Source organism: Exiguobacterium profundum (assembly GCF_042652865.1).
In the GTDB taxonomy this organism is placed as follows: domain Bacteria; phylum Bacillota; class Bacilli; order Exiguobacteriales; family Exiguobacteriaceae; genus Exiguobacterium; species Exiguobacterium profundum.
The window spans coordinates 43,065-58,562 of sequence record NZ_JBHSHG010000003.1; the positions used below are offsets into that span (position 1 = coordinate 43,065).

The 15,498-nt window shown below is 47.3% G+C and carries 14 protein-coding genes and 1 riboswitch; of the genes, 9 read left to right on the plus strand and 5 right to left on the minus strand.

Going from position 1 to position 15,498, the window contains the following annotated elements; all coding sequences use genetic code 11:
- The first annotated feature begins 65 nt into the window (after positions 1–65).
- On the plus strand, positions 66–1,745 hold the full coding sequence (locus ACFO4U_RS10940) for a GGDEF domain-containing protein (protein WP_215244291.1): 1,680 nt from the start codon (positions 66–68) through the stop codon (positions 1,743–1,745).
- A gap of 98 nt (positions 1,746–1,843) precedes the next feature.
- Positions 1,844–1,939, plus strand: a riboswitch (SAM riboswitch).
- Complete coding sequence (locus ACFO4U_RS10945; protein WP_256369436.1) at positions 1,933–3,291, plus strand: Na+/H+ antiporter NhaC family protein; 1,359 nt, start codon at positions 1,933–1,935, stop codon at positions 3,289–3,291. It overlaps the preceding riboswitch by 7 nt.
- Before the next feature lie 17 nt (positions 3,292–3,308).
- Here the strand turns inward: ACFO4U_RS10945 and ACFO4U_RS10950 are convergent, their stop codons facing one another.
- On the minus strand, positions 3,309–3,953 hold the full coding sequence (locus ACFO4U_RS10950) for a TVP38/TMEM64 family protein (protein WP_215244290.1): 645 nt from the start codon (positions 3,951–3,953) through the stop codon (positions 3,309–3,311).
- 225 nt (positions 3,954–4,178) lie between these two features.
- Between ACFO4U_RS10950 and trhO the strand changes: the two genes are divergently transcribed.
- From trhO to ald, 4 genes are all read left to right on the plus strand, one after another.
- Positions 4,179–5,120, plus strand: a complete 942-nt coding sequence (gene trhO / locus ACFO4U_RS10955) for an oxygen-dependent tRNA uridine(34) hydroxylase TrhO (RefSeq protein WP_159563357.1) — start codon at positions 4,179–4,181, stop codon at positions 5,118–5,120.
- A gap of 118 nt (positions 5,121–5,238) precedes the next feature.
- The gene (locus tag ACFO4U_RS10960; RefSeq protein WP_143180200.1) at positions 5,239–5,664 is read left to right on the plus strand and encodes a divergent PAP2 family protein; all 426 of its coding nucleotides are present in this window, start codon (positions 5,239–5,241) and stop codon (positions 5,662–5,664) included.
- A gap of 91 nt (positions 5,665–5,755) precedes the next feature.
- Positions 5,756–6,979, plus strand: coding sequence for a PucR family transcriptional regulator (locus ACFO4U_RS10965; RefSeq protein WP_159563356.1), 1,224 nt, complete (start codon positions 5,756–5,758; stop codon positions 6,977–6,979).
- A 132-nt stretch (positions 6,980–7,111) separates the two neighbouring features.
- Positions 7,112–8,242, plus strand: coding sequence for an alanine dehydrogenase (gene ald, locus ACFO4U_RS10970; RefSeq protein ID WP_215244289.1), 1,131 nt, complete (start codon positions 7,112–7,114; stop codon positions 8,240–8,242).
- 97 nt (positions 8,243–8,339) lie between these two features.
- Here ald and murB read toward each other — a convergent pair whose 3' ends face one another.
- Positions 8,340–9,260: a UDP-N-acetylmuramate dehydrogenase gene (gene murB, locus ACFO4U_RS10975; protein ID WP_215244288.1), complete on the minus strand. Its 921-nt coding sequence runs from the start codon at positions 9,258–9,260 to the stop codon at positions 8,340–8,342.
- 155 nt (positions 9,261–9,415) lie between these two features.
- Positions 9,416–10,066 (minus strand): diacylglycerol/polyprenol kinase family protein, encoded by a 651-nt coding sequence (locus tag ACFO4U_RS10980; protein WP_214691305.1) that lies wholly within the window; start codon positions 10,064–10,066, stop codon positions 9,416–9,418.
- Between the two features lie 151 nt (positions 10,067–10,217).
- Here ACFO4U_RS10980 and ACFO4U_RS10985 point away from each other — a divergent pair, with 151 nt between their 5' ends.
- Positions 10,218–10,841 carry a DUF1836 domain-containing protein gene (locus tag ACFO4U_RS10985; protein WP_015880507.1) on the plus strand — a complete coding sequence of 208 codons (624 nt, stop codon included), beginning with the start codon at positions 10,218–10,220 and terminating at the stop codon, positions 10,839–10,841.
- 56 nt (positions 10,842–10,897) lie between these two features.
- Here ACFO4U_RS10985 and ACFO4U_RS10990 read toward each other — a convergent pair whose 3' ends face one another.
- Entirely contained in the window at positions 10,898–11,380 is a 483-nt protein-coding gene (locus ACFO4U_RS10990; RefSeq protein ID WP_015880506.1) for an LURP-one-related family protein, read from the minus strand.
- 217 nt (positions 11,381–11,597) lie between these two features.
- Positions 11,598–12,092, minus strand: a complete 495-nt coding sequence (locus tag ACFO4U_RS10995) for a restriction endonuclease (RefSeq protein WP_015880505.1) — start codon at positions 12,090–12,092, stop codon at positions 11,598–11,600.
- A gap of 126 nt (positions 12,093–12,218) precedes the next feature.
- Between ACFO4U_RS10995 and ACFO4U_RS11000 the strand changes: the two genes are divergently transcribed.
- Positions 12,219–14,393, plus strand: a complete 2,175-nt coding sequence (locus tag ACFO4U_RS11000; RefSeq protein ID WP_214691306.1) for a PAS domain-containing sensor histidine kinase — start codon at positions 12,219–12,221, stop codon at positions 14,391–14,393.
- The gene (locus ACFO4U_RS11005; RefSeq protein ID WP_159563352.1) at positions 14,390–15,460 is read left to right on the plus strand and encodes an SDR family oxidoreductase; all 1,071 of its coding nucleotides are present in this window, start codon (positions 14,390–14,392) and stop codon (positions 15,458–15,460) included. The genes ACFO4U_RS11000 and ACFO4U_RS11005 overlap by 4 nt, the downstream gene beginning before the upstream one ends.
- The last annotated feature ends 38 nt before the right edge of the window (positions 15,461–15,498 follow it).

A 15,498-nucleotide genomic window follows, 5' to 3' on the forward strand; every position in this document is an offset into this window, starting at 1 on the left:
TCGCACGAAATCATGACGAATCTTTACTATTATATCTTGAAATGTCCCATGCTAGGAGGGAACACATGAACCACTTTCGCAAGATGTCCATGCTCGGTTGGAGTATATGGAGTGTTTTGTTCTGCTTCACCATCGGATTATTTGCATTGGATGTGCTGCACGCCCCGACCATTGATCCGTTGTCCTTTATTTTAATCTCATTACTCGTCATCATCTTTCAACTCGATTCAATCGAAGTCAAAGGTGTGTACTTCACATTCTCTGAGAGTATCGTATTAATTCTTTTTCTATTCTTTGGATTTGAAACAGCACTCATCGTCAACCAGATTGGATTATTCGTCTTTCAATTCGCCAATTTGAGACCAAAAGTCGCCATACGCCGTTTTCGCTTCACCTATCCGTGGAACGCCATTACGGCATACTTAGAAATTGTCATTCCCGCTACCGTCTATCTCGCCCTCGGTGGGGATACTGGAATCGATTTCTATTCGAAAGAATCATTCATCCCGCTTGCCGGGTTATTTCTTGCCATCTTCTTAAACACCATTTTCCAAAAGTATCAGGTGAGATGGTGGTTCCGCGTTGATATCGGGTTGAGTGACTTTTTGAAGATCGCCTTCTACACATACGTCGTCAGTTTGATTTTCATCTTAGCCGCAGCATTCTTCCGAGAGACGAATTTACTTGTCGTGAGCAGTATCGCGGCAGCACTGACCTTCTTCATCAAACGACTTCTCATTCAAAAGGGACGACAGGATGCGTATAAATCTCTGATTGAACAGTACGACGAAGCGAAAGAAGCCGTCTCTTTGTCTCAGAGCGAAGCGCAAGCCATTGAAGTCTTTTTAAGTCAATGCGAACAATTGAACCATTACGATGAAGGATATATCGAGTTCAAGCTATTCAATCGCACACTCTATTTCGACTTGAAAACACGTCAACCGATTGATCGCCCCATCGTATTTGCGCTACTGGATATCAGTCAACCTGTCGAGCCTGTCCTTGACTACGAGATGCGATTTGAGTGGGATGCTTCATTGTCTGACGCTTTCCATGACGACTACCATAGCTTCGTCTCAATTCGTTCGGAAGAAATCGAGGGAATCCGAACATGGATCGTGATGACAGGAGAACCTGTATATGGGTATCCGAAGATTATCCAACAAGAAATCCTCAAGTTGCTCAAGTCGTTCAACCGGACCATCAGCCGTTGTCATGAACGAGATCGTCTGTATACCGAGAGCCGGACGGATAGTTTGACTCTCCTCGCCAATGCCCGCGCCTTCTACGAATACGGGATTCAACAAATATCCGACATCTCGATGTATCCGATCTCGGTCGCCATGCTCGACATCGATTTCTTTAAAAAAATCAATGATACGTATGGCCATCAAGTCGGTGACCAAGTGTTGCAGGAATTTGGTCGACGTATCCGGCAAGCCCTTCGCGCTGATGACTTTGCCGCCCGTTATGGTGGGGAAGAGTTTATCTTGCTTCTCAATCATTGTGACATGTCTCAAGCCGTTGACATTGCAGAAAGAATTCGCCAGCAAATCGAAGCGAAACCGTTCCTTGTCGATCATCATGAGATTTCTGTGACTGCGTCCATCGGGATCGATACAATCGATGCGTTTGGAAATAAGCGATTAGACGATACGATTCGAAACGCGGACCGTGCGCTATATGTCGGTGGGAAATACGCGGGACGTAACCGTGTGGCGCACTTCAACAATTTAACGACGTAAACTCCCCTTTCTCACATCGAATTGGGGAGTTTTTAAGTTGACAAGCAGATTTGAAACAGGTACGTTAGGGAACGTGTTTACTAATTGGATAGATTCACTTTTTATCGAGAGAGACGGAGGGACTGGCCCTGAGAAGTCTCGGCAGCGGGGAACCTGTGCCAAATCCAGCGGGCGTATTGCTCGAAAGATGAAAAGGGTATTTCGCACGAAGGACCTTTTTCTCAGAAAAGGGTCCTTCTTATTTTTTAGTGAGGTGATTATTTTGGAACAACCAACAGCAAACAAATGGGCACTCTTGCCGTTACTCGTCTTCTTACTTTTCTTCATCGGGGCGGGTGTCTATTACGGAGACTTTTATAAGTTTCCGGTACTCGTCGCAGCCATCATCGCCTTGATGGTTGCGGCATTCATGACAAAAGGAAGTGCCACCCAAACCGTAGAGCGCATCGCGCAAGGAGCCGGCAATCCGGGCATCATCATCATGATTTTCATTTTCTTACTGGCTGGCGCCTTTTCAACGGTAGCGGAAGCCATCGGGGCAATCGATGCAACGGTCAACGCCGCCTTGACTCTATTACCACCTTCGCTTCTCTTGAGCGGACTCTTCGTCATCGCCGCCTTCATTTCAATGGCGATGGGAACGTCGACGGGTACAATTGCGGCACTTGCACCGATCGCCCTCGGTATCCATGAAGAGAGTGGCGTCAATGTCGCCATCGCTGCCGCAGCCGTTGTCGGAGGGGCGATGTTCGGGGACAATCTCTCGTTCATCTCAGACACGACCATCGCTGCCGTCCGGACGCAACGAACGAACATGCGTGATAAATTCCGCACGAATTTCTGGATCGTGTTACCGGCCGCCATCATCACGACGGTTTTACTCGCCGTCTTGTCAAATGGGGAGTCAACGGTCGATGTCGCCGCATTCGAATGGTACAAACTGATTCCGTATCTTGCCGTCATCGGACTCGCATTGACAGGATTAAACGTCATTTTGGTTCTGTTAGGTGGCATCACGCTCACCGGCATCATCGGTCTCCTAGATGGAAGCCTATCCGTCACGGCGTTTGTGACAGCTATTGCGGACGGGATGATTGGCATGGCCGAAATTTCATTCCTGACATTACTCATGGGTGGACTCGTCGGTCTCATCTCACACAACGGCGGACTCACGTATTTACGTGACGCGTTGACATCTCGTATTCAAAAACGTGCCGGTGCCGAATGGAGCATCGCCGGACTTGTCAGTGCGACAAACGTAGCGACGGCGAACAATACGATTTCCATTCTCGTAGCCGGTCCACTTGCAGCGAACATCGCGGACGAGTATGACATCGAACGGAAGAAATCAGCAAGCGTACTCGACATCTTCTCATGTGGGGTACAAGGGATTCTTCCGTACGGAGCTCAATTACTCATCGCTGCAGAATTGACGAAGACCGCATCGCCGGACCTCGTCCCGTTCATGTTCTATCCGTTCCTACTCTTTATTTGTGGAGGAATCGCCATCGCATTCAATTTCCCACGTTTTAAAAAACAGTCATAAGTGAAAACACCCCTTGTTCAAAGGGGTGTTTGTCGTTTCGTGACCATCTCTTGTTTCAACCGCTCGTTCCGTTTCTTGAAAGCGCGTCGTTTGAGCACTTCTTCTAGACCCCGGCTGATGGCCCATAATGCGACCAAAAGTAGACCGAGCATCGATAAACGAAATGGACTTTGGATAAATTCCTCCCACTGGTCCCCGATGACAGAGAAAATCACGACGACGAGCAGTTTCCCGAATCCTGCCGCCATGATGAACGTACGGAGCGGCATCTGAATGAGCGCCAATAAATACGTGATCAAACTGACCGGGATGAACGGGAGAGAATACAAGAATCCGAGCGAGATCGGACTCATATGATTGATTCGTTCCAACCAATAGATCGCCGCCTTATGTTTTTCGAGCCAGCGCGTCATCGGTTTGCGGAAAACGTAACGGACAGCCGCAAAAACGACGATGGTTCCAAGAAGGTTCCCGATCCAGGATAAGAGAACGCCTAACAGAAAGCCGTATGTCGCTGCATTGGCAGAGATGATTAAGACGAGTGGTAAAAATGGAAAAATCGCTTCTAAAAACGGTGCACCGAGTCCAGCCCATGGACCACCAGGCAAACCTTGAAGCCATTCAATCAATTGGATGATGTACTGTTGGAGAGAATTAAGCATAGTCGTTCCACCTTCAACTTTCGTTACTACTCTATTACCCGAATTCGATTTACAAGACGCATCTCCCTGCATTCGTCAAAAAAAATTAAAAACCATTTGCGAAAATTCGTCGTGATATTTATCATATAATAATGGACTTGTGGTTGCAGGCAAGTCTATTCGTCGAACGACACAACCCAACGTTCGTTTTCCTGCAAAAAACTGAACACAGGGGAGCAACACAACATGGAAACAAAACCAATGCGGGTCTTGCTGTACTATAAGTACGTCAACATCGAAGACCCAGAAACACTCACGCAAGAACATTTGAAGTATTGTAAGGACCTCGGCATCAAAGGACGCATCTTGATTTCCTCCGAAGGAATCAACGGGACGTGCTCTGGTACTTGGGAGCAAACCGAGCAGTACATGAATGACTTGAAAGCAAACCCTCTCTTCAGCGATATCGAGTTCAAAATCGATGAAGTCGAAGAGCATGCCTTCAAGAAAATTTTTGTCCGTCACAAGAAAGAGCTCGTGACGTGGCGCTTTGATGGCGAGTTTGATGTACCGAAACAACACGGTGCATACCTCGAACCAGCAGAATGGAAAGAGATGATGAATCGTGATGATGTCGTCATCCTCGACGTTCGTAACAACTACGAGTACGAACTTGGTCACTTTAAAAATGCGATCAAAATCGATGTAGAGGCTTCACGTTACATGCCGGAATGGCTCGAAGAGAACAAGGACCTCTACGAAGGGAAAACACTTCTCACGTACTGTACCGGTGGCGTCCGTTGCGAGAAATTTACAGCATATATGCGTGACCAAGGTCACGACAACATCTTCCACCTAAAAGGTGGCGTCGCAATGTATGGTAAAGATGAAGCGACAAAAGGAGAGGACTGGGAAGGCGAGCTCTATGTCTTTGACGAGCGAATCAATGTCCCGGTTAACTCCGTGAACCCATCTGTCGTCTCACACTGTATGCACTGTGGGACAGAGACGGTTCGTTACGTTAATTGTGCCAACCCGGAGTGCAATGCACAGCATTTCTGTTGTGAAGAGTGTGAACCGAAACAAATGCGTTCATGCTCGAAGGAGTGTCAAGAACACCCACGCAACCGTTATATCATCGATAACATTGCAGAGAAACTTCAGGAGACTGAAGGAGTAGTCGGGTAACAAAAATCGACCAGAAGATGTCTTGGAGAACGTGTCCAAGACATCTTTTTTTGACGAAATCTTAACGTCTAGCTTGCGCCTCTTTCGGGTATAGTGAAGATACTATGTCAGACAGGAAGTGAATGCACGCATGTTTAACGAACCTTTACTCGCTGCGATTCTCGCTTGGTTTATCGCCCAAGCGGCTAAGCTCGTAACTGAACTCATTAAAACAAGAGATTTTGAAATTGAAATCATGTTCGCTTCAGGAGGCATGCCAAGTTCGCACTCGTCTACCGTCGTCGCACTCGCTACCGCGATTGGGCGAATGGAAGGCATTGACTCGAGTCTATTCGCTCTCGCTGTCGTCTTTGCCACTATCGTCATGTATGATGCGACCGGAGTTCGGCAGGCGGTCGGTTTCCAAGCACGGCTCTTGAACGATTATTTCAAAGGAATTAAACATGAGACCCCACTCTTGAATGAACTCGTCGGCCATACGCCGTTCCAAGTCATTGTCGGAGCGTTACTCGGTCTCGTCGTCGGACTGTTTTTCCCAATGTAATCGCAGAAGGTATGTCATTTCTCACACTCTTGATTCTTTTTGTGAAGTTTCACAAAGAAGACGGTATACTCAAGAGAGAGGAGGAATCGACATGCCTTTTTTGCAGAAATCTTATGAGTCTCTCGATACACTCGCCGAAGCGATTGGTCAAGCGATTCGAGCACCGATCACGATTGAGAATCGCCACCACCAGTTGCTCGCCTATAGTACACATCCGGATTCGACCGACCCGGCCAGGATTGCGACCATCATCGGGCGTCGTGTCCCAGAAGCTGTCATCGAAGACCTATGGGAGAGTGGTATTTTACAAGAAGTCATCGACCAAAATGAACCGGTCGTCATCCCGGCCCGTCTCGCCGTCGGTCTTGGGGAACGCGCCGCAATCGTCATCAAACAACATGATGAAGTACTCGGCTATATTTGGAGCTTAGCTCGGACAAATCCGTTCAGTACTCAAGAATTAGCCATCTTGCAAGAAGGGGCGACCATCGCCAAAAAGCTGCTTATGACCATCGCGATGCACGAGCGACGAATCAGCGCCGAGCTCGAACGCTTCTTATTAGATGTCCTCGCTTCTCCGACCCTGACGGATGCGAATCGCGAACGATTGAACGAACTTGCTCCGATTGCCGTCGCCAGTCGGTTGACGGTCATCGAATGTGCTCAACCGATCACCCCTCAACTTGCGGAACGCCTTCACTATGTGCTTGCGACGCAAGAGTCAATTGAAGTCGTTTTACATGCCATCGACGGTCAGCAGCTACTCGTCTGGCATTATATGAAGTCTGAACTCTCCGATGAAGAGACTGTACTCATAGCCTGGGCGGAACGGTTCGAACAATTGCTTCAAGACAAGTTCAGCGAATCCGAACCACGTCTTGGCATCAGCCGGCGTTTTTTCGAAAGTGACATGTTATATGCCGCAGCCGAAGAAGCGCGACGGGTTACCACGCTGCGTCGCAAGTTCCCGCTCGAACTATCGACTTCCCGTGCCTTCGAGCAGATCGGCATTTATCAACTCGTCCCGGAACTCGCTCGACGTATCGGACTCCGACTGGAGACCCACCCGACAGTCGAACGGTTGCAGCATTATGATTCATCCCATCAGACCGAACTCGTGAAGACGCTCGAATGGTATTTTTATTTTGATGGGAACGTCAAACGAGTCGCCGCTCATCTTCATATTCATCCGAATACCGTTCTGTACCGGATTCGCCGCATCGAAGAGTTGACGAATATCACACAAGTTTCCTTACCAGAAAGATCCATGATTTATTTAGCCATTAAGGCTGGTCAATATCGATTAGAAGACTAGACGCTCACTTTGTGATTTTTCACAAAGTGAGCGTCTTCGTTTTTAGAATCCATGCTAAAGACAGCGTTTTCAAATGGGTCTATACTAGGGGTGTGAACAAATTGTGTCAACGGAATGAAAGGGGAATGTTCCATGAAAATCGGGGTATTAAAAGAGATTAAAAACAATGAAAATCGGGTGGCCTTAACACCGATGGGTGCATTTATGTTAACGGAGCTTGGTCATGATGTATTCGTCGAAACGAATGCCGGTCTCGGTAGCGGATTCACGAATATGGAATATATTGATGCCGGTGCAACGATTCTTGAAACGGCGAAAGAAGTTTGGGAAGGCGTCGAACTCGCTCTCAAAGTAAAAGAACCACAGCCGTCTGAGTATCAATACTTCCGTCCTGACTTGACGCTCTTCACCTATTTACACCTTGCGGCAGAGCCAGAATTAACGAAAGCGCTCGTCGATTCTGGGATTACAGCCATCGCCTACGAGACAGTAGAAGTGGATCGCACGTTACCACTCCTCACACCGATGAGTGAAGTGGCAGGACGTATGGCTGCGCAAATCGGAGCTCAAATCCTTGAAAAACCACATGGTGGAAAAGGAATCTTGATGTCTGGTCTCCCAGGCGTGCCTCGTGCGAACGTCACGGTCATCGGAGGCGGTGTCGTTGGAATGAATGCAGCTCGAATCGCAATTGGTCTTGGGGCGAGCGTGACGTTGATGGATATTAGCCCGGCTCGTCTTCGTCAAATCGACGACTTGTTCGGAAACACAATCAATACGTTGATCTCAAATAAATATAACATTGCGAAACAAGTGGCTGAGAGTGACCTTGTGATTGGTGCCGTGCTCATCCCAGGAGCAAAAGCACCAAAACTCGTCACGGAAGAAATGGTACAGCGCATGTCGCCTGGTTCGGTCATCGTCGACGTCGCCATCGACCAAGGTGGGATTTGTGAGACGATCGATCATATCACGACGCATGATGCGCCAACGTATGAGCGTTATGGCGTGCAACACTACGCCGTCGCTAACATGCCAGGTGCCGTGCCACGCACTTCGACAATGGGTCTGACAAACGCGACGATGCCATATATCATCGAGTGTGCGCAAAAAGGCGTATTCCCAGCACTTCTTGAAAACGAGGCACTTCTCAAAGGCCTAAACGTCATCAACGGAACGGTCACGTATGAAGCGGTTGCACGTGATTTGGAATATCCGTTCGTTCCGGCCCATGAGGCGGTCTCAAAACAAACACAAGCTTAACCTTTAAGACGATGAGATGCCCGTTCTCATCGTCTTTTTCTATATCAAAAAAAGAAGAAACCGAACACCATCGTCCGATTCCTTCTTTTATTATGCGTTATGCGTTCTCAACGGCGATATCTTCCCCGATGATTTTCACTTCCGGCTCTAATTCCACTTCAAATTTCTCTTTAACGGTCGCCTGGACATGACGGATGAGTGAAATGTACTCTGTCGCCGTCGCCTCATCGATATTGACGATAAACCCAGCATGCTTGAGCGAGACTTCCGCTCCTCCGATGCGTTTGCCTTGCAGTCCAGAGTCTTGAATCAACTTGCCGGCAAAATAGCCAGGCGGACGTTTGAACACACTACCACACGAAGGGTATTCAAGCGGTTGTTTCGATTCACGTTTATACGTCAAGTCGTCCATGACTTCTTTGATCAATTCATAGTTTTTCGGTTCTAGTTCGAACGTTGCCTCGAGTACGATCAAGCCCTCTTTTGAGACACGGCTCGTTCGATAGTCAAGATCGAGTTCGTCTTTAGATAAATGAAGTACTTGACCATCCTGCGTCAATACCGTCGCAGATGTGATGACGTCTTTCGTTTCTCCGCCGTATGCACCTGCGTTCATGTAGACGGCACCACCGACCGTCCCAGGGATCCCACATGCGAACTCGAGGCCCGATAATCCCTCTGCCAGTGCTTGACGTGAGACGTCGATAATCGCTGCTCCTGCCTGGGCAATTATTTGATTCCCTTCCCGACAAATCGAGTCGAGTTCATTCAAGTTCAAAACGATTCCACGGATGCCGCCATCGCGGACGATCAAGTTAGAACCGAAGCCAAGAATCATAAACGGCATCGCTTCTTGGTGGGCCAGTTTTAAGACGGCCTGCACTTCTTCGTACGTGTGTGGAGCCACGAAGTAATCTGCTTTGCCCCCTAGTTTTGTATACGTGTGTGCCGACAATGGCTCGTCTTGAAGGACGCGCTCGGCCGGAATGATCATTTGAAGTTGCTGTAAAAAGCTCATGCGTTCACTCAATCCTTTATGTTCTATTTAATCAGTGTCTCGGTCCCACTTCATTCGTTCCGAGCACGTCACTGAATGGTTTCAGTACGAATCACAGTATACAAATGATTATTGGACGTGACAAGCAACGTTTTTCTTACAAATTCATGATTAGTTTATAGCAATAGTGATGTCGCAATGGCAACAATGATCGGAATTGTAAAGTTATCCCAATCTCGATATGAAATCGCTTCAGTTAGTGTAGCGATTATGGAAATGATAAACCCATATGTTACCACTTGCCAAAGGACGACATCATTCCACAAAAACAATAAAAATAAGACAGCATATGAGCTTAGAAACATGGCAATGCTTCCTTGGAAAGAACGCTTTTGTCCATATAAATCATAGATGACCGTCCCATATTTGCGTCCGATGAGTGCAGCCATTCCATCCCCCCAGGCGAGCACGAGTGATCCGGCTAAAAATGCGATCGGCTCGGACTCGAAGAAGAAGTATAAGATAATGAGCAATGCAATCGGATAGTATACAGTCCCGAATGATTTTCGTTCCGTTTGATGCACCGGTGACGGGCTTTTATATAACAGGACCGCATTCGCAAATGTGAAGAAAATGAGCGGGACTGCCGCGACGTACCATGAATCCATTAACCAAACTGCCAATAACGACCAATGCCCGACTGCGATATGTACACTTTTTCGAATCGTTTCATCCGTCCATCCCAGACGCTTCCCGACGTGTTCGAGACCCACGAGAAACACGAGGACGACTACAATGGAAAGAATCGAACTAATCCATTCATTCATTGCTTGACCACCTTCATATATAGAGTGTGTATGATACCGTCATTATACCTTAATCAGTGCCCATCCTAGCTTACTTTTCAAACATTTGGTAGAATGAGGTCAAATGACTGTATAGCCAACGTACGCTGTTGGCGATAGAAAGGGTGGCCGTATGCGCGACGCAACTTCAATTCAAACTTTGGCAGATTGCCTTCATTTTATGCAGGTCGGAGAAATCGAGCGAGCCATCGCCCTCTTCCCTGAAGACGTGCGTGAACATTTCCCAAAAGAGCTTCGAAAAATCCACTTGTTTCATATTGAAAAGAACGGCTTGTCGATTAACCAAATCGTCGCTCTCGCTAACGCACTGACCGGAGAGCATCTCTCTGCGACGACGATTCAAAACTGGACGAAGCGTGAAGTTCGTAAAATCATCGGTGTCCCACGAATCGGTAAAAAGTATTCCTTGCATCAAGCGGCAATCATTTATCTCCTTGATGACTTGAAACACCTTTTTTCCCTCGAAGAGACGAGTTCCTTGTTGGCGCTCATCTTCAACAACCCTGACCGGGACGAAGACGACTTCATCAAACCGATTGATTTTTATCGACTTTACGCGGAGTATGCGAAGTCAACAAGCCCGATCGACCTTCTCGATACACGGGCGAAGCGTTCGCTCGAAAAGATGAACTATGAACATCCAAATATCATTCACGTCTTGAAGCTTTGTCTATACGCACATCGGGTGACGACACTCGAACTCGAGGCCAAGCACTATTTGAACCGTTTCATTTGATGAGACGGTTTTTTCGTATCAAAAAACACCGGTCTCTTGACCGGTGCTCGTCATCGTTATGAGACAGATGCTGCGAGCGGCATCCGTGATTTGACCGTTAACGTCTTTAAGACGGAAAGGAGTTCGAACATCGATAACTGATCGGCTTCTTTCGTTAAGCAGAACGTATCGTCTTCTTGTTTCCGTAGTTCCGCGACAAGTTTACCTGCTTTGTCGCGAACGCTAAACTTGTGACGTTCCACATCATATTGAATCGTGAAGAGTCCGCGTTCATAGACGTTGTACTCACACTTTTTCCCGAATAACGAGAACTTGTCTTTCAATTGACCAATCGCCTGTCCATCATGGTTCATCACGACCCATTTTTGGCAGTTTGGGATGTATTTCCCATGAGCGATCTGTCGTCCAGACAAATTGTGCACTTGGACACTGCCTTCCGCGTCGCGGTGAACAGATCCGATCGCATCATTTGTCTCGTCATAAATGGTCGCCTCACCTTGTGTAAAGACGCAACCTTTTACATAAATTAATTTGCGCACCGCTTTTTCCTCCTAGCACGTTCCAACCGTGATTGTTTGTATGTGTACGGTCGGGTATTACTGAAAACCCCAATCGTTTCTCTGTGTAGTTTTTATCTCGTTTCAACTACTACATATTTCATATGACGAAGATGATTATTGCATCGTTTAAAGAAAAAGACAACCCTTTTTTTTCGACATCATTTGGATTCTGTCGAACTTGTGAACAAGCCTATTCTCATCGCTTATATCCCGCTTCTTTTAAGAGTTCTTCAAGCTCCATTCTTGCAATCAGACGAACTTGATTTGGCGCTGCCAATTCGTATGCGCTGTCCGTGAAATTCGAGTTCGTCACGACCCAGCCTTCGTGTGCTTGATAATAGGGAACGGCCGCTGCAATTTGTTGAACCGCTTCGAGTCCGACCGTCTTTTCATAACGCTTTGCTTGAACGGCAATCGACCATCCATCCGGTGTCTCCAATAACAAGTCAGCACCAAAGTCACGTGATGCTGGAGTCACCGTGACCGTGTAACCAAGCGCGGTGAACACTTCCTCTAAAAATAATTCAAACTCCCGACCATCCATCCGATCAATGCGGTCGATGGTCGACAGCCTTACTTTCCATATAAACCATGCAATTCCAAGCAAGAGAAGCAGTACGCTGCTCCAAAGCGGTGCCTCGAACCACCATAAACATATGGCACCGATGATCCCAATGAGTAATCCAATCATGCTCATCTTTCCTTTCCAATTCCTCTCCCTCACTTTACCGTTTTGAGGGCAGGAAATGAAAGGGGGATCTGTCGAATGATATAGAAGATGTGCTCGTCTGACACCGCGAAGGAGGGATGACTGTTCATGGAGAATCATGCCAATCTCCAAAGTGAGTTACTACATGCATTACCTTACGGAGTTGCGTTAATACAGAAAGATGGAACAATCGTTCAGGCAAACCGTCCGTTTCTCGAGCAGTTTCCTGAGAATCTACAGAGACGTTCGAACCTTTTCCATATGGTCAATCAGTCACCGATTACGATGGAATTGTCTCGTCGGATGGAACAAGGACTGCCTTGGATGTATGAACTGCCAACGATGCGAGTACACGCCATTCCGTGGGAAAATCAATATATCCTCTCCATTGAGCCATTGCCCCATGATACACGCGTGACGATTCAACACAACGCTTTTGAGGCGATGATGCATACTGAACTCGACATGGCGATGATCATGACGGATGCGAATCTGTTGATTACTCGTTTCAATCAGGGGGCCACGGAACTGTTTGGCTATGCGCCCCATGAAGTGCTTTACGAAATGACACCGTTCGCTTTATTTGAATCGAGAGAATTAAGTGAAAAGCGCTCTGCTTATCAAGACGAGACGGAACGGTTGCTATCGTTCGAACAAATGTTGCGCCTCGCACTCGACAAAGGAGACCGGGAATGGAAGTTTCAATGTAAAGATCGGACACATTTCATCGGCAAATTGTTCATGCATCCCGTTTATGAGCAAGAGCAACTCATCGGCTTCTTTTTCTTCGTATTTGATGTGAGTTCCGAGATTGAGTTGAAACGTGAGCTCCGTTATAAGGAACAGCGTTATCGCATGTTTGCCGAATCGGTCATCGAAGCCGTTCTGTTCCATGAAGATGGGATGATTCTCGATGCGAACAAGGCGGCGGAATCCATCTTTAAAATCCCTGCAGAGCAAATGATGGGACGCCAGACTATCGAGTTTATCGCGGAAGGGTACCGGGCCGATGTGTTGCGACGCATTCGCAATCACATTCAAACGCCATACGAAGTGATTGGTCGTCGGCAAGATGGAACGTTCTTAGAACTAGAGGTGTATCCGAAAGAAGTGACGTATCAAGGGCAAACGTTACGAGTCGCGGTCATGCGTGATATCAGCGACCGTAAAAAAGTAGAGCGTATGCTCGAACGTGAAAAAAATGCCATCGCCCGTCAGCGCGATATCATCCAGTCAATCTTACAAGCATCGAATGAAGCGTTCGTTTTGACCGAATCGAACGGGAGTGTCTTGTTCATGAACGTCCACGCAAGACGACTCATGGACTTACCGGGCATCGCTCCAAATAAAATTCAGGAGCGTATCCCGCTCCTCTCCACGTTCCGTCCTCGTGACAGGAGCGAGATGCTACGAAAGATGGATCAACTTCTCGATGGGACAGCGCGTGAAGTATCGATGCGTTTCTCCATCCCACAGCCAAACGATCGAGATGAAGAATACTATGAGATGTATGGAACGACGATGGATACAAAACGACAAATCGGTATGGATAGTGGATTCTTGTTTGTGTTCCGTAACCGAACTGAAGAAGAGCGTATGGACCAGATTAAGAATGAACTGGTGAGCACGGTCTCACATGAACTGAGAACTCCTCTTTCCTCATTATCGGGATATATCGAATTGATGCTCGCTCGGGATTTGACTCCTGAAAAACGGGAGCGCTTCTTGAAGACGATGTCGCGGGAAGCGAAACGATTGACCGCCCTACTCAACGACTTTTTGGACATCCAACGCATGGAAGATGGTCACCAAGAATATAAACAAGATCATTTCGCTTTGAATGAACTTGTCTTAGAAGTGATTGAACGCTTCCGCGAAACGAGTGATCATACCATTCATTTCGATAATGCGGATGATGACTTGCATCTCGTTGCCGACCGAGATCGCATCGAGCAAGTTCTCGTCAACTTGATTTCAAATGCGATCAAGTATTCCCCGAATAGACAGGAAATCGAAGTACGGGTCCGACAAGACCACAATCAAGCGCATGTATCTATTCGTGATTTCGGTATCGGGATTCCGGAGCACGCCTTCGAAAAATTATTCACAAAATTTTATCGGGTCGATAATTCGGATACACGTAAAATTGGTGGAACCGGTCTTGGTTTGTCGATTTGTAAAGAAATTATCGAATCACATGGTGGAAGCATCGAAGTGGAATCGACTGTCGGAAAAGGGTCGACTTTCACATTCACATTAGATTTAGCGGAGGAAACGTCATGAACAATTACGCCTTTACCGGGTTCCCTGGTTTTTTAGCAGGAAAATTAATTGAACACCTCGCTTCGTTACCGCATCAAATCGGAGTCATCTACGCCTTGCATCTTCCGAACCAACAACGTGATGCAGAAGAGCTACGAGATACGCTACTGTCAACGACGTCGCTTGCACCGCACCAGCTCGTCCTTGTTGAAGCAGACATCACGTTACCCGAAGTGATTCTCGACCCGATTATGCGGTCTGTCATTGAACGCGATGTACATTACATTTTCCATCTCGCCGCCGCATATGACTTGAGTATTCCTTATGACATCGGTTATCGCGTCAATATACTCGGAACCAAACATGTGACCGCGTTCGCCAAACGCTCGAAACAATTGAAGCGTTATGTGTACTTCAGTACCGCCTATATCGCCGGACGTCGCCGTGGGACGGTTTATGAAAATGAATTATGGCATCGGGTCCAGTTTAAAAATCATTATGAGGCGACTAAATATGAAGCAGAGGCACTCGTTTCAAGAGAAATGGGTGGCATGCCAATCACTGTCATTCGTCCTGGGATCGTAATCGGACATAGTCGCACGGGCGAAACGAAAAAGTTCGACGGTGTCTATTTCGTCTTACAATTGATGACACAACTCCAGCAGATGCGACCACTCCCTTACATCGGGCGGGCGAATGTTGAGGTAAACCTCGTTCCGTACGATTATGTAGTAGAAGCGACCGCTTTCCTAGCTCATTCTCCAAACGGCCTGAAGCGGACATTTCATTTGACGGACCCATTCCCACATGGCGCACGAGAGGTATATCGTATGTTGCATGAGACGATGTTTCAGCGTTCTCCTCGCGGAACCGTTCCTCATGCCGTTGCTGACGCGGCATTTACTGCTTGGAATGGTGCCAAGCGACTTGAGGTTCCTCACGAACTATTGGAGTACTTTAAACATCCTGTTCACTTTGACACGACACAAACGATACGGGCACTCGACGGAACGGGCATCGTATGTCCAGACCTCCAGGATTACCTCCCTGAGATTGTCCATTATTATATGGCACACAAAAAGCCCTGATTCGTCAGGGCTTCAACTATGATTGAAATTAAATGAAC